Source organism: Streptomyces sp. NBC_01775 (genome assembly GCF_035917675.1).
Classification (GTDB): Bacteria; Actinomycetota; Actinomycetes; order Streptomycetales; family Streptomycetaceae; genus Streptomyces.
The window spans coordinates 5,411,784-5,430,140 of record NZ_CP109104.1 but is presented as its reverse complement, the minus strand read 5'-3'; the positions used below and the strand labels follow the sequence as shown (position 1 = coordinate 5,430,140).

General features: G+C 68.4%; 19 protein-coding genes, 1 tRNA gene and 2 pseudogenes. 9 read left to right on the top strand and 13 right to left on the bottom strand.

Annotation, left to right across the window (positions count from 1 at the left end; all coding sequences use genetic code 11):
• Positions 1–93: 93 nt before the first annotated feature.
• Entirely contained in the window at positions 94–1,920 is a 1,827-nt protein-coding gene (locus OHB04_RS24305; RefSeq protein ID WP_326689773.1) for a glycoside hydrolase family 3 protein, read from the top strand.
• 763 nt (positions 1,921–2,683) lie between these two features.
• Positions 2,684–3,565 (top strand): S1 family peptidase, encoded by an 882-nt coding sequence (locus OHB04_RS24300; RefSeq protein ID WP_326689772.1) that lies wholly within the window; start codon positions 2,684–2,686, stop codon positions 3,563–3,565.
• Positions 3,566–3,863: 298 nt separating this feature from the next.
• Here the strand turns inward: OHB04_RS24300 and OHB04_RS24295 are convergent, their stop codons facing one another.
• Positions 3,864–4,013: a hypothetical protein gene (locus OHB04_RS24295; RefSeq protein WP_326689771.1), complete on the bottom strand. Its 150-nt coding sequence runs from the start codon at positions 4,011–4,013 to the stop codon at positions 3,864–3,866.
• A gap of 210 nt (positions 4,014–4,223) precedes the next feature.
• Here OHB04_RS24295 and OHB04_RS24290 point away from each other — a divergent pair, with 210 nt between their 5' ends.
• Positions 4,224–4,667, top strand: coding sequence for a DUF6228 family protein (locus OHB04_RS24290; RefSeq protein WP_326689770.1), 444 nt, complete (start codon positions 4,224–4,226; stop codon positions 4,665–4,667).
• Positions 4,668–4,779: 112 nt separating this feature from the next.
• Positions 4,780–5,030 (top strand): annotated as a pseudogene (locus tag OHB04_RS41905) (Tn3 family transposase); the annotation flags it as partial.
• Between the two features lie 118 nt (positions 5,031–5,148).
• On the opposite strand, the gene OHB04_RS24285 reads toward OHB04_RS41905, so the two are convergent.
• Positions 5,149–5,520, bottom strand: a complete 372-nt coding sequence (locus OHB04_RS24285) for a winged helix-turn-helix transcriptional regulator (protein ID WP_326689769.1) — start codon at positions 5,518–5,520, stop codon at positions 5,149–5,151.
• A gap of 91 nt (positions 5,521–5,611) precedes the next feature.
• Here OHB04_RS24285 and OHB04_RS24280 point away from each other — a divergent pair, with 91 nt between their 5' ends.
• The 3 genes from OHB04_RS24280 to OHB04_RS24270 all read left to right on the top strand — a co-directional run bounded on the left by OHB04_RS24280 (position 5,612) and on the right by OHB04_RS24270 (position 8,338).
• Entirely contained in the window at positions 5,612–6,451 is an 840-nt protein-coding gene (locus tag OHB04_RS24280) for an SDR family oxidoreductase (protein ID WP_326808299.1), read from the top strand.
• Positions 6,452–6,996: 545 nt separating this feature from the next.
• Entirely contained in the window at positions 6,997–7,944 is a 948-nt protein-coding gene (locus tag OHB04_RS24275) for a hypothetical protein (protein ID WP_326808298.1), read from the top strand.
• A gap of 318 nt (positions 7,945–8,262) precedes the next feature.
• Positions 8,263–8,338: transfer RNA gene (locus tag OHB04_RS24270), tRNA-Arg, on the top strand.
• Between the two features lie 1,484 nt (positions 8,339–9,822).
• Here the strand turns inward: OHB04_RS24270 and OHB04_RS24265 are convergent.
• The 11 genes and pseudogenes from OHB04_RS24265 to OHB04_RS24215 form a co-directional block, all read right to left on the bottom strand.
• Positions 9,823–10,969 (bottom strand): annotated as a pseudogene (locus tag OHB04_RS24265) (tyrosine-type recombinase/integrase).
• Entirely contained in the window at positions 10,969–11,148 is a 180-nt protein-coding gene (locus tag OHB04_RS24260; RefSeq protein ID WP_326808297.1) for a helix-turn-helix domain-containing protein, read from the bottom strand. The pseudogene OHB04_RS24265 and the gene OHB04_RS24260 overlap by 1 nt, the downstream one beginning before the upstream one ends.
• Positions 11,141–12,472: a replication initiator gene (locus OHB04_RS24255; RefSeq protein WP_326809509.1), complete on the bottom strand. Its 1,332-nt coding sequence runs from the start codon at positions 12,470–12,472 to the stop codon at positions 11,141–11,143. Before OHB04_RS24255 ends, OHB04_RS24260 begins: the two co-directional genes overlap by 8 nt.
• Positions 12,473–12,626: 154 nt before the next feature.
• Positions 12,627–12,938 (bottom strand): SpdD protein, encoded by a 312-nt coding sequence (locus OHB04_RS24250; protein WP_442814934.1) that lies wholly within the window; start codon positions 12,936–12,938, stop codon positions 12,627–12,629.
• Positions 12,939–12,952: 14 nt separating this feature from the next.
• On the bottom strand, positions 12,953–13,147 hold the full coding sequence (locus OHB04_RS24245; protein ID WP_326808296.1) for a hypothetical protein: 195 nt from the start codon (positions 13,145–13,147) through the stop codon (positions 12,953–12,955).
• Positions 13,148–13,160: 13 nt separating this feature from the next.
• Entirely contained in the window at positions 13,161–13,352 is a 192-nt protein-coding gene (locus OHB04_RS24240; protein ID WP_326808295.1) for a mobile element transfer protein, read from the bottom strand.
• Complete coding sequence (locus OHB04_RS24235) at positions 13,352–13,537, bottom strand: hypothetical protein (RefSeq protein ID WP_326808294.1); 186 nt, start codon at positions 13,535–13,537, stop codon at positions 13,352–13,354. Before OHB04_RS24235 ends, OHB04_RS24240 begins: the two co-directional genes overlap by 1 nt.
• Positions 13,538–13,556: 19 nt before the next feature.
• Positions 13,557–14,195 (bottom strand): DUF2637 domain-containing protein, encoded by a 639-nt coding sequence (locus OHB04_RS24230; RefSeq protein ID WP_326808293.1) that lies wholly within the window; start codon positions 14,193–14,195, stop codon positions 13,557–13,559.
• Between the two features lie 84 nt (positions 14,196–14,279).
• On the bottom strand, positions 14,280–15,623 hold the full coding sequence (locus tag OHB04_RS24225; RefSeq protein WP_326808292.1) for an FtsK/SpoIIIE domain-containing protein: 1,344 nt from the start codon (positions 15,621–15,623) through the stop codon (positions 14,280–14,282).
• Positions 15,624–15,625: 2 nt separating this feature from the next.
• On the bottom strand, positions 15,626–15,976 hold the full coding sequence (locus tag OHB04_RS24220) for an SCO3933 family regulatory protein (RefSeq protein ID WP_326808291.1): 351 nt from the start codon (positions 15,974–15,976) through the stop codon (positions 15,626–15,628).
• Between the two features lie 204 nt (positions 15,977–16,180).
• Positions 16,181–16,969, bottom strand: coding sequence for a GntR family transcriptional regulator (locus tag OHB04_RS24215; protein ID WP_326808290.1), 789 nt, complete (start codon positions 16,967–16,969; stop codon positions 16,181–16,183).
• Between the two features lie 114 nt (positions 16,970–17,083).
• Between OHB04_RS24215 and OHB04_RS24210 the strand changes: the two genes are divergently transcribed.
• Both OHB04_RS24210 and OHB04_RS24205 read left to right on the top strand, forming a co-directional pair.
• Complete coding sequence (locus OHB04_RS24210; protein WP_326692874.1) at positions 17,084–17,491, top strand: NUDIX hydrolase; 408 nt, start codon at positions 17,084–17,086, stop codon at positions 17,489–17,491.
• 45 nt (positions 17,492–17,536) lie between these two features.
• A complete protein-coding gene (locus tag OHB04_RS24205; RefSeq protein ID WP_326808289.1) occupies positions 17,537–18,010 on the top strand; it encodes an ATP-binding protein in 474 nt (157 codons plus the stop codon).
• The last annotated feature ends 347 nt before the right edge of the window (positions 18,011–18,357 follow it).

The following is an 18,357-nucleotide window of genomic DNA, read 5'->3' as shown; positions in this document are numbered from 1 at the left end:
GGGCCGGTGTCCCCGCTGCGACGATGCGCATCCAGCGATGTCCCCCACATGCACCACGTGCAGCAACACCCCGCACATGTGAGGAGCGTTCCGATGCAGCAGCCCACATCCCGCAGACATGTGATCGCCGCCGCGGCAGGTGCCGCGGCGGCGATCGGTGTCGCGGGCCGGACGGCGGCAGCCGAGCCGTCCACCGCGCCGTCGTCCACAACCACGTCGGCGGCCGTACGCGCCCGTGCCGCCTCGCTCCTGGGCCGACTGAGCCTCGAACAGAAGGTCGGGCAGCTCTTCGTCGTCGAGATCTACGGACAGACGGCCGACACGGAGCACGCCAAGAACCGCGAGCTGTACGGCGTCTCCACACCGGCCCAGGTCATCGCCAAGTACCGACCGGGCGGCGTCATCTACTTCGACGCCCGCCGCGGCCCCGACAACGTCCGCGAACCGCGCCAGATCGCCCGGCTGTCCAACGGGCTCCAGCGCGCGGCCCTGCACGGCGGCGCCCGCATCCCGCTCCTCGTCTCCATCGACCAGGAGGGCGGAAGCGTCGTCTACCGGATGCTGGAGCCGGCCACCCAGCTCCCGGGCAACATGGCGCTGGCCGCGTCACGCTCCGCCCAGGATGTCTACGACTCGGCCGACATCATCGGCACCGAACTGACCGCCGTCGGCATCAATCAGAACTACGCGCCCGTGGCCGACGTCAACATCAACCCGGCCAACCCGGTCATCGGCGTTCGCTCGTTCGGGTCGGACACCCGGCTGTGCGCGGACTTCGTCTCGGCCGCCGTACGCGGCTACCACCACGGCGGAGTCGCCAGCGCGGGCAAACACTTCCCCGGCCATGGCGACACGGATGTCGACAGCCACACCGGATTGCCGAAGATCACCCACACCCGCGAGGAACTGGACCGCATCGACCTGCCGCCGTTCCGTGCCGCCATCCGGCGCGGCGTCGACACGATCATGACAGCGCACATCGTCGTGCCGTCCCTGGATGCCTCGCTGGTCCCCGCGACGATGTCGCAGCCGATCGTGACCGGGCTGCTGCGCGAGGAGCTGGGCTTCCAAGGCGTCATCGCGACGGACGCACTGGACATGGGAGGAGCCACCGGGGACTTCCCGCCGGATGTGGCGCCCGTGCGCGCCTTCGAGGCCGGCTGCGACCAGTTGGTGCTGGCACCGAAGCTGGACACGGCGTTCGCGGCGGTGCTGTCCGCCGTGCGTTCGGGGAAGATCTCACAGAAGCGGCTGGACGCCTCGGTGACCCGCATCCTCGAACACAAGCTGCGCAGGCGGCTGTTCCCCTCCCCGTACGTGAACGAGCGGCGGGCCGCCCGTGTGGTCGGCAGCAGGCGGCACCGGTCGCAGGCACGCGCGATCACCGAGCGGACCGTGACGCTGATCCGGAACGAGAGCGGTGCTCTTCCGCTGTCCGGCGCCCCGCGCGAGGTCCTGGTCACCGGATGGGGCACCGCACCCCTCGCAGCCCTCACCCGTGCGATCAACGAGCGGCGCGGGCAGTCGGCGACCACCCTGGAGACCGGTCTCGCACCCGACGCCGCGAAGATCGCCGAGGCCGTCTCGGCGGCACGCGACCACGAGGTGACGGTCGTCCTCGCGAACGCCGCCGCGGCCCCCACCGACAAGGGCGCGGCCCAAGCGAAGCTGATCCAGGCTCTGCACGCCACCGGCACGCGCCTGGTGGTGGCCGCCGTACGCAACCCGTACGACATCCAGCGCTACCCCGACGTGCCGGCCTACCTGGCGACGTACTCCTACGGCGCACCCTCCATGACGGCGCTCTCCGAGGCGCTGTACGGAGACCTCAATCCGGGCGGACGGCTCCCCGTCGCCGTCGCGGCTCTGGACGACCCGGACCGGGTCCTGTACCGCTTCGGTCATGGGCTGCGGTACTAGCCGTACCCCGAAACCTGCGTACCAAGGGCGCGCCGCCTCAGCGGGGCGCCCTCAATCGCGCAACCGGATGCCTGGGCAGAGTCTTGCGGTCTCGCGGGGTGGGCGGGCCGTGAGTCAGATACTCAACGTTCGCACCCCTGGCAGGCTCCGCCGGTGGCAGAGCAACCGCTCCCAGCTTCGCGGCAGCCCGCGTCGTCCGCGTGCCTCTGCGTGCCTCTGAGCACGTCCGCGTGCCTCTGCGTGCGTCCGCGCGCGTCTGCGCGCGTCTGCGCGCGTCTGCATGCCCGGATTGTGGAAGCGACCCCAGGCGAGGCCGTCGGCGATGCGGGTGCCGCACTGGAGCACGTTGCCCTCCGCGGCGGCGGGTGAGGCGGTCGCCTGACCGGCGGAACGGAGCGAGGGCGGAACGGAGCTCCGACAGGGCCGAAGCGACGACGGGGCGACGTCATGTCAACTCGCAGGTCCACAGCTTTCGTTGAGGTCAAATACTCCTTGAGTTCGCTCTATTGAGCCAATAGTGTCCTCTACGCCTCACCGGCACCCGGCCAGCAAGCGCTCAAGTGCGTTACAGACAAAGAGAGCAGAAGCCGTGTGCTGATCGGTGGGCGCATTCGCGGCCTGCCACCACCTGACTCCGCCGCGCAATGCAGCGCTGTATCCGGGATGAAGTCCTGAGAGGAAAAAGTCCATTAACACGTTGAACAGTGCCAGGAACGGACATCGCACTCGTCGCACATGGAAAGGTGCGGGCGTACGCTCCGGCATGGTCGCCGCGCTGACCCTGGGACTCGTGGCGACCGCCGCGGGCACCTACGCCTCGGCCACCGAGATCACCGCGCCGCCCGCCGCCTCCGGGAACGAGGACGGGAGCGGGGCCCGTGGCGGGAACCACGCCAAGATAATCGGCGGCGTCGAGTCGACCGAGAACTACTCCTTCGCCGCCTCCCTCCAGTGGGAACGTGACGGCGACCCCAACAGCCACCTCTGCGGGGGCACGCTCATCGCCCCCGACTGGATCGTGACGGCCGCGCACTGCGTCACCGACCCGGGCGAGAACGGCGAGCCGTACAAGCTCATGGATCCCGCCACGGTCCACACCCGGATCGGCTCCAACGACCGCACCTCAGGTGGAACCGTCGCGAAGGTGAAACAGTTCAAGGTTCACCCAAAATGGAAATTCACCACCTGGGACCGCAATGACGGACGGGACATCGCACTCGTCCAGCTCTCCAAGAAGGTGTCCAACAAGCCGGCTCCGATGGCCACCAAGCTGCCCTCCGTCGGCAGTACAGTGAAGACCATTGGCTGGGGCTACACCAAGCCCACCGACAACGACCCGAAGCAACTTCCCAAGAAGCTGCGCGAAATCGACCTCAAGGTACTTGACCCCTCCACGCAGAAATGCCACAAGGACGAGCAGGGCGATGACTCCTTCGGCATCCAGGAAGGCGACTTCTGCGGGGACGAGGGCAGCACCGGCGGCAGCTGCGGCGGCGACTCCGGCACTCCGGTCGTCCAGAAGGTGAAGGGCCGCTGGCAGGCCACCGGTCTCAACAGCCGAGGCGTGGGCGACTGCGGCACCAGCGCCGACATCTCCACCGGCGTCGGCGCCTACTACAAGTGGATCAAGAGCCAGATCGGCTGACGCCGGCACGCTGACGCCGGCACGCTGACTCCGACGCCCCGACACGCGTACGGCGGCGCACGAACGGCGCGCACGAACGGCGAGCGCACAGACGGCGAGCGCCCGGACAACGGCGCACGGACGGCGAGCGTGCCGTCACACGTGCCGTCACACGTGCCGTCACACGTGCCCCCCATGAGGACGGAGTGCGTGACATCCACCTGTCACGCACTCCAGCACTCCGAAGCCCCCACGCCCCACGGCGGGCCCTCACGGCCCACGGCCCACACTCCCCTCCCCCTTCTGTCGTTACTTCTCTTCAAACACCAGGTCCGTAGAGGGCCGGTTCATCCGAACGGTGCTGCTTCGTGACGTCCACGACGGTCCCGAAACCGGTCGACTGGCCGTTGGAGATGAACAGCCGGTCCTCGCGCTTCTCCAGGTAGTCGGGGAATCCGGAGACCGGCATCGCCGTCGTTCAGCGCGAAGTAGTCCGGCCTCGGTACTGGTGAGCTCGCGTATTCAAGTGTCGCCAGTTGATCAATCTGGCTCCGGAATCACTACCGACCGTGATGCTCCTGGTGGGGATCTGGGGGTGGAGCCCCCAACGACGGCGGGACGTAGCACCGCGTCGTAAATGGCGATGGCCGGGCCGTGTTGGCGTCCTTATCCTCGGTTGGTGAGTCTGATCGAGGTGGTTCCTGGGCAGGTCGAGCTCGTCGTTCGGGGGGTGGGGTCGCAAGCACCCTCTATCCGGTTGTTCGACTGGTCGCGGACAGATGAGTTCGAGGTCGTATTCGCCGTGGAGGCTGTCGATGACGGCCTGCGCGCACGAATCGGGGCCGTGACCGTGTCTGCCTGGGACGGTGCGGGATACCTGACCGAGTTTCTCGACGGTCTTGCGCGCGACTTCACCGGTTGGGAGGGCGAGCGGTCTTGGGTCAACAACGAGCTGGTCGTGGCAGCGACGTTCGGTTCGGGTGGTCACGTGCACCTGAGCTGGACCCTGCGAGCTGGGGTCTTCTCCAGCGGCTGGGAGTGCACTGTGACGACCGTGATTGAGGCTGGCGAAGAGCTGACGACTGTCGCTGCCGACATGCAGGAATTCTTCCGCCAGGGGTAGTCGTCCCAGCGCCCCTGAAGCAAGCACTCACGCGCTCTCAAGCCCTCAGAACCTGTGGGCTCTTATTCAACTGTCGCTGCTTCCCCGAGGAACCCAGCCTGTTGGTGACCTTGTCGGCCTGGTCCTCAACGCCACCGTGCTCTGGACGACGAAATACACCGACGCCGCCGTCGAACAGCTCCAGGCGGAGGGCCACGAGATCCCCGACGAGGACCGTCGCCCGCCTGCCCCCGCACAAGCACCGCAACCTGAACCTGCTCGGCCGCTACAGCTTCCCCGCCTCCACCCCGGCCGCCGGCGCCCTGCGCCCTGCACCCGCTGCGTGACCCGGACGCGCCCGAACTGGACCAGGACGAGGACGAGTCGGCCTGGAGGTCACGCAGCGCGTTCAGGGTGACCAGAGGGCGCTATGGGATCAGGGCGAAGATCTGGTTCAGCAGGGCGTCCATCGCGTCGCGAATGTGCGCCAGCCGCTATCACGCTATCCCGTGCTGCGCGGCGACAGTCGCAGTGTGATCCGGTCGAACAGCTCCGTCAGCGGCTCGCCGACGTCCCGGCCGAACTCGGTCAGCCCGTAGGTGACCTGGGGCGGCGTCGTCGGCTCGACCTCCCGCCAGACCAGGCCGTCCTGGACCAGCGCCCGCAGGGTCTGGGCGAGCATCTTCTCGCTGATGCCCTGGATGCTCTCGCGCAGCTCGTAGAACCGGAGGTCATTGCTCCGCAACGAGATCAGCACCCAGACGCCCCACCTGCTGGTCACGTGGTCGACCATGTCGCGCGCGGGGCAGTCGGTGTGAAACACGTCATACGGCTTCCCCGTCGCGGGCTGCCTGTGCTGCACGCTTCCCACCATGACATGAGCTTACCTCAAGGTATGTCCTTACCAAGAGTTAGCCCCGCTCCTAGCGTGAAGGCCACAGAGGACATCCGACAAGGAGCTGATCATGATCGTAGTGACCGGAGCTACCGGGAATATCGGCCGGCCGTTGACGCAGGCACTGGCTGAGACGGGCCACCAGGTGACGGCGGTGTCACGGCACACGGCGGCGGTACCGAACGGCGTCCGCCACGTGACGGCCGACCTGGCCAAGCCGGCCAGCCTCAAGCCCGCGATGGCCGGGACGAAGGCGCTGTTCCTGCTGCTGTCCGGCGACCTGCACGCCACTGGAGCCAACCCTGCCGACATCATCAGCGAAGCTGAGGCCAGCGGGGTCCGCCGGGTCGTCCTGCTCTCCACGCTGGGCGTGGTGACCAGGCCCTCCGGCCAAACGCGGATCGCGATGCGCGCACTGGAGGACATGCTGCGGGAGTCCGGCCTGGAGTGGACCATCCTGCGGCCGGGCGGCTTCGCCTCCAACGCCCTGTGGTGGGCCGAGTCCGTCCGCGCGCAACAGGTCGTCGCCGCGCCCTTCGGCGACGTCGGGGTGCCGATCATCGACCCGGCGGACATCGCCGCGGTCGCGGCAGCCTGCCTGCTGGATGACCGGCACACCGGCGGCGTCTACGAGCTGACCGGCCCGGACGTGATCACTCCGCGCCAGCAGGCGGAGGCCATCGCCGCCGCGCTGGGCTCGCCGGTGAGGTTTCACGAGCTCACCCGCGACGAGGCCAAGGCCGCCATGACCCAGAGCATGCCGGCGGAGCTCGCCGACGACACTCTGGACATCCTCGGATCCCCGAGCCCGGCCGAACTGCGCGTCAGCCCGGACGTCCAGCAGGTCCTCGGCCGCGCCCCGCACCCCTTCGCCGACTGGGCCACCCGCAATGTCGCCGCGTTCCGCTGAGACTGGTCACGCCGCCGGAACTGCTTTCGCGCTCGGCGATCCACTGCTGACAGCCGAGGGACCTGACCCGAAGCTGAGACGCTGACATGGCCCCCAGCCGAGCCGCAGCCGCAGCCGCAGCCGCAGCGAACGACGGGCAGCCAAACCCGTTGGCCCTGCGAGCCCAGGAACATTCCGATCAACCCCGTCCTGTCGGCAAACGATCGTTTGCCGACAGATGGGCGGCGTGTCCGATGAACCCGTGCGATCCGGGGGGTTCGCGGCGGCTCGAATCCAAGCAGATCCGATGGTGATCGCTGACAGGGTTTGACGACAGACAGGGTCCGATCCTCCGTACGGAAGGGGCCCTTCGGTGGCGAACCTGGTCTACAAGCGGGTCTCGACCGACCAGCAGTCGACCGCCCGGCAGAGCCTCGTCCTTCACGAGGCCGGGATCGAGGACCCGGTCGTCTTCGAGGAGGACACCGGCACCTCCAGCCGCCTCTCTCTCCCTCCAGCGCCCGAAGTTCGGCGAACTGCTCACCTACGCGCGGCCGGCCGACACCGTGCACATCTCCGAGATGTTCCGACTCGTACGCGGCACCGGCCACATCCTCGACGTGCTCGACGTCCTCCACCGCGACCGCCTCGCCCCGCGCATCCACGACGGCGCGCTCTCCGCGATGGACCTCACCACCCGCCACCCGCGCACCGGCGAACTCCTGCCCACCGTGAAGTTCACGGTGCAGACCCTCGCCGCCGCCGGCCAACTCCAGCGCGACCTCCAGCGTGAACTCACCTACGACGGACTACGGGCCGCCGAGACCAAGGGCAGCAAGGACGGACGCCGCCCCGCCGTGGCGACTGCGAAGACCGACACCGTACGCACCACGTACCTGGAAGGCCGCTCCATCGCCGCCCTCGCCCGCGAACACGGCGTCAGCCGCGGCGCCATCCGCACAGCCGTCGCCGACCTCATGCCCGACCACACCGCCATCAAGGAGGACGCCCCCGCCCCGGAGCTGCCGGTCACCCTCGCATGCCCGGCAAGGTCGCCGACGTCCTCCGCGCGGCCGGCCTGGAGCCCGCCGAGCGGGCCGCGCTCGACGGCGGCCAGGGTGTCCCGGCTGTTCCGGCCCAGCGCAAGGCCCGTCGCGAGTACGAGAACCGCGTCAGCACCCACGCGCCGATCGGACCGTGATCGTTCTCAGCGCCAACCGCTGTACCGATGTTCCCCGAGGCCGTGGTCGGCGAGCCGACGGAAGAGCTTCGGCAGGATCACCACGTCGTCGGTGAGCGACTCCACTCCCTGGATCTTGCCGCCCGCCTCACTGACGTCCACGGGCCACAACCCCTTCCCCCCTTTTTGCCGCGCCCGCCGCCCCGGTCAGTTCCTCACGCAGATCGACGAACACGGTTGTGACGTATTCGCCTGGCACCCGCTTCCACAGCTCCGGGTTGTCGGGATAGAACCGGACCAATCCCCGTCGGGGCTCGCCCCGACGACCCGGTAGTCCCCCTTGATCACGAGCATGCTCATGCTTGATCACGAGCATGCTCATGGGGCTACCCCTCGGTGGCCACTGAAGTGCCGTGCCGGTGCTCTGCGTTGCAGCACCGCCAAGAGCCCCTGGGAATGGCCCCCACACCCCGGCTCCGCCGCCTCGCGTCACCGGCCCGGGACAGCTCCCCCCGGAGACAGCGCCGCCTCACCCCGGTCCCGCGCCATGATCCTCGTCTATCCGCTAACCTGTCCTGGGCGGTCCTTCAGGGGCGCCCAGGCGCTTGCCGGCCGGCGTGGAGTTTCCAAGCCCTCCAGCAAGCCCCGCCCCGCCTCCGTAGCTCAGGGGATAGAGCACCGCTCTCCTAAAGCGGGTGTCGCAGGTTCGAATCCTGCCGGGGGCACCAGCGGAAAGACCCCGGACCGATCATGGTCCGGGGTCTTTGACATCCACATCTGACATCAACGCGAGCGGAGACAGACGACCTGGGCTCCCAGCAAGAGCCGACCCACCCGGCTCATGACCCGCGCTGCGCGCTACCGACCCCAGACCAGCTTGAAGCCGAGTCGCCCATGTCACTCATGGCAAGCATCAGTCGTCGATGTTGGCACACCAGCAAGACTCGCGATCAGGGACCGACAGGACGAACGGCACGTCGACGCCATCACGCCACCCAAGCGCCACGAAGTGGTCTCGCAGAAAAGCGTCAGCTGCGGCCAGGGCCGCCCATGGGCTGTCGCAGCTCTGCGCTGCCTGCTGGTCGGCGCCATCGCAACCGCGCCCCGTCCACGTCCACGTGGATTGCCCCGGTACGCGGCTGACTTCCGCGCTCCCTCCATACCTCTCTATGGAAAACGTCTCCGTCAAGTATTCCCCGACGCCACCCGCTTGGGGCCATTTCTTCCGAGCAGCCTGCCGGGAGATCCCCCAGGCGAGTCCAACCTGACTGTAGCTAGCCCCCATTTCGCCAGCGGCCTGCGTCGTGTCGGCTGCAATGTCCTGCACAGCTTCTTGCATGTACCGCAGCACACGCAGGTGAGCGAGCTGCCAGTCGGCGTATTGAGTCACGCTAGCCGGAGCAGTGTGGCCGTTGCCCATGCACTCTCGACTCCGCGCAGAGATTCTTCGCGCCAGAGTCTTGGCCGCGGATCGCATCTGGTCACATAGTTCGGCGATTTCAAGATCGTCAGGTTCGCGCCAGGCTGGGCTACGCAGCCGTGCGGCATCACCTGCCGACGCATCGGTACCAACGGATTCCTGTTGCTTCACAGCGACAACCATAGTTGTCGCTTGACGGTAACCAGGGTTGTCAGTTCGGAAGGAGTGATCGCACTCCCGCAACTGCTTGCTAGTCGCCTCCTCTCTTCTAACTACAGGGAAGAGGCGTATAGCCGCAGGTCAGGCAGGTATCGCTCCATGGTTCAGCCTCATCCCCCTGTTGGAACAAGTGGCGCTGATCCGTGAACCGACTTGCGCGGCTAAGTAGCCCCTCCCTCAAAGTCGGCGCACCAGAGGAGCACCACCCACTTGGGTGCTGCTCTAATCATGCGTTTCGATCAAGAGGAGGTCTCGTGGCCAGCTGCGTAGACGAGCGCCAAGTGACGACAACCAATAGGCGGGAGCCGAGCTCTGATGCAACCACCCCAACAGGGCCCATCTTCGATCTCCGCTGCGGTGGTGTTCGTGTGACTGTGGAGCGCATCCCGTACGGACTGCTGGCGCTCATCAGCAGCGCATCGGCTTTGACACTAGGTACGGGGATCTGGTCCGTTCGCTGATCGTCCAGCCACAGTTGTTGTGCTACGGGTGATGAGTCTGAGCCTCACCAGCACCAGCGGAAGCCCCCAGCCTGAAAAGGCTGGGGGCTTCCCCTTTGTCATCTGGCGGTTACTAACGCCAGCGCCTCCTGAGCAGCCGGTCCATGTGGCTGATGGCCTCCCGCTGGGTGTCCTGCACCACGTGCGTGTACACGTCCATCGTGATGCTGATCTGGCTGTGCCCGAGGATCTCCATCACGACGCGGGGAGCGACCCCGGCTGCGACGAGGAGCGTGGCGCAGCCGTGCCGGGCGTCGTGCGGCCGGGTCACGCGGAGGCCGGCCGACTCGGCGACGCGGGGTGAAGGAGCGGTACACGTTGCGCGGCTCGACCGGACGCCCGGTGCGTGTGGTGAAGACGTACGCGCTCTCCTGCCACCGCTCCCCCGCCTTCTGCTTGGCAGCGGCCTGCCGCAGACGGTGCCAGCGGAGAGGGGCGACGCACATGGCGGGCAGCGGGACAGCGCGACGACGGCGCCCCTTGGGGTCGTCCTGGTAGAGCTGGCCGCGCCTGCGCTGGGTCTGCTGGCGGACGTACAGGACACGGTTCTCCAGGTCCACATCCGACCAGCGGAGCCCCACGATCTCGCCCCGCCGCAGACCCATCGTGACGGCCAGGACGAACGCCGCGTAGAGCCGATCTTTACGGGCGGCGCCCAGGAACGTCAGCGTCTCGTCCAGCGTCCAGGGACTCAGCTCCCGGGAGGTGACGCGGGGCGGCTCGACCAGGCTGGCGACGTTCCGCGTCAGCAGCTCTTCCCGGCAGGCAGCGGAGAGCGCCGAGCGCAGCACGCGGTGCGTCTCCTTGGCAGTGGCCGCCGTGGTCTCCCGCTCCAGTCGGGCCAGGAAGCGCCGAACGTCGGCGACGCCCAGGGACTCCAGCCGCTTCGTGCCGATGCGCGGAGTGAGGTAGAGCCGTACGTGCGCCTCGTACTTGTCGTAGGTGCTCAGCTTCCGGCGCGGCCGTATGACGTTCTCCAGCCAGTAGGGCAACCACTCCGAGAGCTTCGCCGACCGCGTGGGCACGGGCACACCCTGGTCCACCTTGGCCAGCAGCTCACGGCGCTTCGTGTCGCACTCGGTCCACGTCTTGCCGTAGGCGAACTTCCGTGCGCGTGTTCCGTCCGGCTGCATCACGTAAACGGCCGCCTGAAAGCGCCCGTCCTTGCGCTTGGTGATGGTGCCAGCGCCGTTGGGGTTCCGCTTCCTCTGCTGAGCCATCACGCCGCCTCTGCAAGCTGGTTGCGGATGAAGTCCCCTACGGCCGCCGCAGGGATGCGCCGCGACCGCCCGATGGTGATCGAGGGCAAGCGGTGGGAGCGGATGAGGTCGTAGACGGTGGAGCGGCCGAGCTTGAGCCGCGCCATCACGTCCGTGACGGTGAGCAGTTCGTCAGCCATGGGTGGTCGCTCCTTCCGGGGCTGTGGTGGGGCTGGTTGGGGTGGTTGAGGTGTCGGAGAGGGAGGCGGATAGCCATTGCTCGGTGGGGGTGAGGCCGCTTCCGGCGTAGGTCCAGTGAGCGAGGACGAGAGTTGTCTCGTCGACGTCGTCGGCGTCCACAGGGTGGGGATCGTCGCCGCGTTGGATGGCGACTTGGAGCCGTTGCCATTCGGCGCGGGCGGTGCGGAGGGCGCCGAGGGTGGTGGAGTAGCGGCGGGTTTTGGTGGAGAAGTGGCCCCGGAAGCCGAGCATGTGTGCCCAGGCGCGCAGTCGGAGATGGGCGAGGTCTTTGCGCGCGCCGAGGGCCCAGGCGGTGCGGATGAGGCGTTCGGCGTGCGCGGGCAGGTCCATGCCCGCCAGCTCGGCGATGAAGCGCAGACGGCGGTCGAGGGTGCCGGTGGCTGTCTCGGCGCCTTTGGTGGCGTACTTGGCGATGTAGGCGGCGACCGCGCGGTCGGTGAGGGCTTGGGCGCCGTTGAGGTCGGGGCCGTGGATGGTGCGGATGTCGAGCTGGCGGCCGAAGGCGAAGGTGTGCGTTCGGCCGTCGAGGACCGGGCCGGGCACGACCGCGCGGGATGCGGCGGCGCGGATGGCGTCGGTCAGCAGCTCGGCGGAGGCCCAGTGCGGGGGCCGGGACTGGCCGCCTGCGGGGCCGTCGAGGCGGATGACGGCGTGGAAGTGGACGGCGCCGCGCTTCTGGTACTCGGCGACCTTGGCGAACGAGACGCGGGCACGCTCCGGGAGCTCCCGCTGGGTCAGGCCCGCGCGGTGGGCGATTTCGCGGCGGAGGTGGATGGTGAAGCGGCGCCAGAGCATGCCCGCGTGGGCGTTCCAGAGCACCGCGGTTTCGTAGTCGTAGCGGCCGGGGTTGAGCGGAGTGCCGAGGGCGGGTTCGTCGGGGGGGTGGTGGCGTCCGCAGCGGCAGGGGCGGGTGCCGGGGCGGTTGTGGACCGGGCCGAAGCTCGGAGCGGTGAACGTCGCGAAGACCCGGGGGTGGGTGGTGACCGCTTCCGGGGTGCCTTTGCCGCCGCGTAGTCCGGCGGTGATGAGGTGAAAGGTGTCGCGGCGGTAGGTCTCGGCGCAGGCCGGGCAGCGGGTGGTGCGGCGGTTGCCGCAGCGGACCAGGAGGTCACCGGCAGGCAGGTCGTTGGAGTCGAGACGGCGCAGGGCCGGGCCGATTTCGCCGGTTGCGGTGTCTACGCGGTGTTCGGTCCGTTGTCCGGCCAGGCGGACGGGGTGAGTGCAGCCGCCCAGGCCGGAGAGCTGGCGGAGGATACCGGGCAGGGTCCCGGTCGCGGCGAGGTTTCCCAGCTCTGTGAGCGGAGCGGGGGTGGTGCGGGTGATGATGGTGCTTCTCCTTCTCAGGCTTCGGTCGGGAGGGGGTTGGGCTGCCGGGGCGGTGGATGCTTGGCGGTATCGAGACCGCCCCGGTAGCCGCTCAGCGGCGGCGGTGCCGGAAGTTGGTGGAGCCGCCGGAGCCGAGGAGCGAGCGCAGGACGACGGCGACCACGGCAACGGAGATGGCCGAGACGGCGACAGCGGTCAGCAACACGGTCAGGACGACGCCGCCCACCAGGACCACGGCCACCGCTCCCGTGCTGATCGAAGGCAGCGCGCGACGTGCAGGGGCCATGGGCGGGGCCGGCTGGGCGTGCTGGCAGGCGCATGCCATCTGGTGTGCGTGCTGCGTCGTCACGGCCGGGTGGTGTGTTGCGGTGGGGCTGGGCGGGAGTTGGGGGCGGAAGAGCATGGCGGGGTCTCCTTTCAGTCGTGGGTGCCGTTGACGGTTTCGACTCCGTTGCGGGTGCCGTTGTCGATGGCGGGGGCAAGGAAGGTGTCGGCGAGGTAGAAGCCGAACAGGGCGATCACGACGACGAGCCAGACGCGGACGCCGAGGAACTTCACAGCGCCCCACACGAGCAGGCCCAGGACGACGACCAGGGGCAGGTTCACGGACACGTAGGAACTCCTTTCAGCGGGCGGGGCAACGGTGGGTACGGGCGGCCAGTTCGGCGGCGGCGCGTGAGTCGTAGTCGGCGGAGAAGCCGCAGCGCGGGGCCGTGCAAGCGGCGGTGTGCTTCTCACGTCCCCGGCCGTCGTGGGCGGTTCCGACCTGCACGGGGCCGATGCGGGTCACGGCGCGGAAGCGGCGGTTGAGTGGCATCAGCAGTCCTTCAGTCGCAGGGAGTTGTCGGGGAAGTCGCGCAGGATGTGGGCGGCTTCGTCGGGGTCGGTGGTGAGTGCGGCGGCTTCTTCGGCGAGCAGCCGGGCCAGGGTGGGGCGGCCGGTGGCGGCCATCTCATAGGCCGCGTCGAGGTAGTCGAAGCCGTCCGGCATACGTCCAGCCATGGCGGGTCCTCCAGTTCGGTCAGGTGAGTTGAGCGGCGATCTGCTCGGCGAGGGGTGCGGGGACGCCGAGGCGGGCACGGAGAGTGGCGGTGTCGATGGGGGCGCCGGTGCGGGCCTGGTGTGCGTCGGCGATCTTGCGGGCGTGCTCGACCAGGGCGGCCGGTATGGGAGGAGCGTCCGAGAGCGGCAGTTCAGGGGCCAAAGGCATTGCCTGTGCGGGCTCCGGCTCCGGCGCTGAATGCTCGACGAAGGGCACGGGCTCCGCGCCATCGGGGACAGCCGGTGACGAGGGCTCCCCGCTTCCGTGTGCGAGGAGGGTTCCGCCGAGGAAGGCGAGGGCGGGCCATCCGGCGACAAGGATGCGCAGCCAGTCGGGAACGTCGTCCAGGTCGAGGAGCCCGGCGGTGGCGATGTTGGCACCGAGGGAAGCGGTCAGGGCGACGAGGAACCAGCACCAGCCCGCCGCCTTGTCCCGGCCGGTCCGCAAGCGACGCCAGGCCGCCACCAGCAGCAGATCGACGGAGACCGGGTAGGCCCAGGCTTTCCAGCCGTCTTGTCCGGCGGCCGAGGCCAGGTCGTGCAGGTGCGCGAAGGACAGCGCGGCAGCGATGACCGCTTGGACGAGCACGGCATCGACACGGGCCAGGTAGGCGCGCACGGGCTGTCTCCTTCCGGGATTTGGCATGGCAGGGGTAGGGAGGTGGCGCGAGGCGGACGCGCCGGCCGAATCGGAGAGTGAGAGTCAGCCGGTCAGAGGCCGGGGAGCCGGAACGGTGGGCCGGAAGGGCTTGAGCGCGGGCAGCTCGGGCACCAGGTGCGCGGACTCGGCGCAACGCGCGGCAGCGTCAGCCAGGGAGAGGTACGGGGTGCGGATGCGGGACCAGCCGCCGGAGGTATCCCCGACGACCGCGAGGCCGGGCCGTTCCGGGGCGATGCTGCAGGCGGCCCCGACCGCTTCGGGGGCGATGTCGCCGAGCGCCATCTTGGCCGAGGCTTCGTCGTTGACGCGGTGGCAGACGCGGCCGGAGAGCTGGGCCCGCAGCATGGTGGCGCCTTTGCCCAGCTCGGCCCCGAACCGCTGTCCGCACACCTCCAGGTAGATTCCGGCGGCGCGGCCGAGCTGGGCGAGACGGATGAGCTGGGTGACCATCTCATCCCGCCGCTCCTCGTCCTTACGGGAGGCGACGAGGAAGAGTTCGGCCACCTCGTCGACGAACAGCACGATCGGTACCGGGCGTTCGCTCTCGGGCAGGCCCCCTACGTCGGAGGTGATCTCTTCATCCGGTGTGGTGGGGGCGATGCCCTGACGGGCGCGGATGAGGTCGTAGCGGTCCTCCATCTCCTGGACCAGTGCGGGCAGCAGCTCAGCCGCCTGCCCCGGATCAGTCGCCAGCGCCGACAGCCGAGAAGCGAACGGGGCCAGCTCCACCCCGCGCTTGCAGTCGATACCCGCCAGTGCGACCGGCTGTCCCGCAAGCCCGGTGATCAGGTGCCGCAGGTACATCGACTTGCCCGACAACGTGGCACCAAGCACCAGCTCATGCGGTATGGCCCGGTAGTCACGTATGAACGCGGTCGCGTCCTCCCGCAGCGCCACCGGCACCCGCAGAAACCCACCACCCGCCTTGCGCGGCATCCGGACCCGCCGCAGCACATCGAAGCCCACAAGCCGCACCTCGACCACACCAGGTTTCACCGGCTCGACGTAGACACCGTGAACGCCCCAGGCATGCCGCAGACGTTCAGCGGACGCCGCTATGTCAGCGGGTTCCTGCCCCGGAGCCAGCCACAGCCGTATCCGCATCCCGGTCGAGGTCGGCCGCAGCAGGCCACGACGCGGAGGCACCGGCCGCACTTCACGCCGGGTGGTCGCGTGCACGGCCAAGGCCCGCAGCCGGGACGGCGGGACGGTCAGCCCGCACGAGTCCATGACCGACCCGTACGAACCCAGCAAGCGGGCGGCCGAGGCCGGCATGCCGACCGTGGACCAGTACGCGGCGGGGTGCTTGGCCCGGAGGTAGGCGGCCCCGCCACCCAGTGCGGCAACCGGACCGCCCACCTCCATCAGGGTCATCAGGTCGGGCATGATCAGCCCTGCCCGCCCGTCGGAAGGGCGCCCGGCGCGACGGCGGCGGCGCGGTAGGCGATGCCGTGCCGCTGCTGCCCGCCCAACACCGAATCCCACGGCCGCGCCACCAACCCCGGCAACGAAACCGCCGACCCAAGCGCCAGGCCCTCCGTCACGCCGCTCTCCGGAACGGTGACGTGGATCAGCGAGGACTCACCCTCATCGATGTAGACCACGCCGACCTTCATCAACGTCTCACCGCTGGTCGCATCCTTGGCGATCTCACCGGTCTGACGGTCCCGAACCTTCGGCTCAGGCGCCTCGGTCAACAAGACAGTGGCGGTGGAGGTCTCAACTCGAATGGTGCGCAAGGTCGTTCTCCTTGTTCGTACGCCGGAACCATCTCAGCTACTCATCTATACAAGAACTGCGATGAACTGCCCCGGCTTGCTTCTTTGGGGATGCGGATACTCTGCCACACCTCACGGCTACTCGTCTATACGAGTATGCCTCTTGGTGTGTACGAGTCCACAAAGAACGACCCCGCACCGCCACAACGAGAGCCGCAAGGGCTCTCAGTTGGCGGGGAGTTGGTAGGCCAGTACGTAGGCGTCAGCGGCCATGACGGTGTCACAGACCTCCACGGCGCGCCCCTCAGTGTCGTAGGCGGTCCGGATGAGGCTGATGACGGGGACACCGGAGGAGAGCCGCAGCGACTTGACCTCGGTCGGCGAGGGCATCCGGGCGCGTACCTCTTCGTCGAAGTGGTCGAGCCGGTGACCCAGCTCCTCCAGACGGGCGTAGATGCCACCAGGCCCCGGGTTCGGTTCGGCGATCTGGGTACCGCGCGCCAGGTCCAGAGGCAGATACGACACAGCAGACTCGACCGGGCGACCATCCAGCAGATACCGGCGCCGACGAGCCAGGACCTTACGTGGCGAGCCGAGCCGTGCGGAGATGTCAGGTGCGGGCTTCTCTTCCCTGACCTCCAGGCTGTCCACCTCGGGTTTGCTTCCCGCGGCTTCCGCCTCGACCGTGAAGGCCGACTTTCCCTGATCGCGGTGGCGCCGCGCGAACCGGTCGGAGGCCAGCCGCCGCACAGGAGGCCGAGGCCGCACGAAGACACCCCTGCCATGCTCGGAGGAGGCCAGCCCTTCACTCTGGAGGATGGACAGGGCGTTGCGGACGGTCATCCGGGATACCCCGAAGTGCTCAACCAGCTCAGACTCAGAGGGCAGCTTGGAGCCCTCCTTGAAGCGGCCCCGGTCGATGGCCTCGCGGATCTGGTCGGCGATCTGGCGGAAGACCGCGCGGTCGCTGGTCGGGTCGAGCGCACCGAGGATGCCGGACGGGAGTGCTGCCATAGCGGGTACTCCTTTGGATATCTAGACGAGATGCTGAGTGCCGTTGCTACGGTGGAGAAGCCTAGCCATCTGAGGGGACCGAGGAACGTGAGCACCGTAGAGCGCCCCCACTCCGTGAGCGTCGCAGGGGTCATCGTTGACGACGCGGGCCGAGCGCTGCTCATCCAGCGCCGCGACAACGGCCAGTGGGAGCCGCCCGGCGGCGTCGTCGAGCCCGGCGAGACGCTGCCGGACGCGCTCCAACGCGAAGTACTCGAAGAGACCGGATACAAGATCGCTCTCCCCGCGACCCTGACCGGCGTCTACAAGAACATGACCGGCCTGATCGTCTCCATGGTCTTCCGCTGCGAAGCGGCCGACGGCTCCCCGACCACCGGGGATGAGACCTACGCCCTTCGCTGGGCCACCCGCGAAGAGGTCACCCAGCTCGCCGACGAGGCATACGCGATCCGCGTCCTGGACGCGCTCGACGGGACATCCCCGCCAGCCGTGCGTGCCCACGACGGCGTACGACTCGTCTAGCACACACCCACTACCCATAGCGGCCACCAGCACGAAGGAACTTGTATGCACGAGTATATGAGTACGGAGCGGATCTGGGAACTCACCTGTCCAGGACTCCCCGAAGAGGTCAGCCGAGTCCGCCGCTGGACCCGCGACGTGCTGCGCGACAGCCCCCACGCGGACGACGCCGCACTGATCGTGAGCGAGCTGGGATCGAACGCACTGCTGCACTCGGCAAGCGGCACGACGAACGGGACCCTCCACGTCTCACTGCACCGCTCCCCCGGGGTGGTGGTCCTGGCGGTGACCGACACCGGCGGAAGCCCGACGAAGCCACACGTGGAGACGCCGAACGACGAGGAGATCCACGGCCGTGGCCTGGGACTGGTGACGACTCTGGCCAGCCGGGTGAAGGTCAGCGGAGACGACTACGGCCGGACAGTCACCGTCGAGATGAACGACAAGACCGAAGAGCTAGAGCCACAGTCACCACCAGCCGGGCACTGCACGCTGCCCACACAGCGGCGAACGCCATGACCTCCACCAGGTCCCTCGTACCGCAACGGGGCTTCTACTGCGAGTGCTACATCAACGAACGCCGACTCGGCATCTTCGACGCCTACAGCCCTCACGAGGCCCTGCACTGGATCCGAACCAGCCTGATGATGATCGTGAGGACACTGGACGAGGGGCCCTACCGCCGAGCCCGACGATGGCTCGACCATGACCAGGAGCAAGCCGCCCAACTCCTCACCGAAGGCCGGCCACACACCCTCACACTCAAGCAACGCACCACACAGGTCACTTGGACCACGAGGCCAGTCATCTACCTGCCTCTGCGCCCGAGTACGACAACAGCGCATCAGACTCGTGCGTAACAACTT

Bases quoted from the DNA above. Each gene is read 5' to 3' on its own strand.
- OHB04_RS24305 (WP_326689773.1), top strand. From the start codon at position 94: ATGCAGCAGCCCACATCCCGCAGACATGTGATCGCCGCCGCGGCAGGT.
- OHB04_RS24300 (WP_326689772.1), top strand. From the start codon at position 2,684: ATGGTCGCCGCGCTGACCCTGGGACTCGTGGCGACCGCCGCGGGCACC.
- OHB04_RS24295 (WP_326689771.1), bottom strand. From the start codon at position 4,013: ATGCCGGTCTCCGGATTCCCCGACTACCTGGAGAAGCGCGAGGACCGG.
- OHB04_RS24285 (WP_326689769.1), bottom strand. From the start codon at position 5,520: ATGGTGGGAAGCGTGCAGCACAGGCAGCCCGCGACGGGGAAGCCGTAT.
- OHB04_RS24280 (WP_326808299.1), top strand. From the start codon at position 5,612: ATGATCGTAGTGACCGGAGCTACCGGGAATATCGGCCGGCCGTTGACG.
- OHB04_RS24260 (WP_326808297.1), bottom strand. From the start codon at position 11,148: ATGGCTGACGAACTGCTCACCGTCACGGACGTGATGGCGCGGCTCAAG.
- OHB04_RS24250 (WP_442814934.1), bottom strand. From the start codon at position 12,938: ATGCTCTTCCGCCCCCAACTCCCGCCCAGCCCCACCGCAACACACCAC.
- OHB04_RS24240 (WP_326808295.1), bottom strand. From the start codon at position 13,352: ATGCCACTCAACCGCCGCTTCCGCGCCGTGACCCGCATCGGCCCCGTG.
- OHB04_RS24235 (WP_326808294.1), bottom strand. From the start codon at position 13,537: ATGGCTGGACGTATGCCGGACGGCTTCGACTACCTCGACGCGGCCTAT.
- OHB04_RS24225 (WP_326808292.1), bottom strand. From the start codon at position 15,623: ATGCCCGACCTGATGACCCTGATGGAGGTGGGCGGTCCGGTTGCCGCA.
- OHB04_RS24215 (WP_326808290.1), bottom strand. From the start codon at position 16,969: ATGGCAGCACTCCCGTCCGGCATCCTCGGTGCGCTCGACCCGACCAGC.
- OHB04_RS24205 (WP_326808289.1), top strand. From the start codon at position 17,537: ATGCACGAGTATATGAGTACGGAGCGGATCTGGGAACTCACCTGTCCA.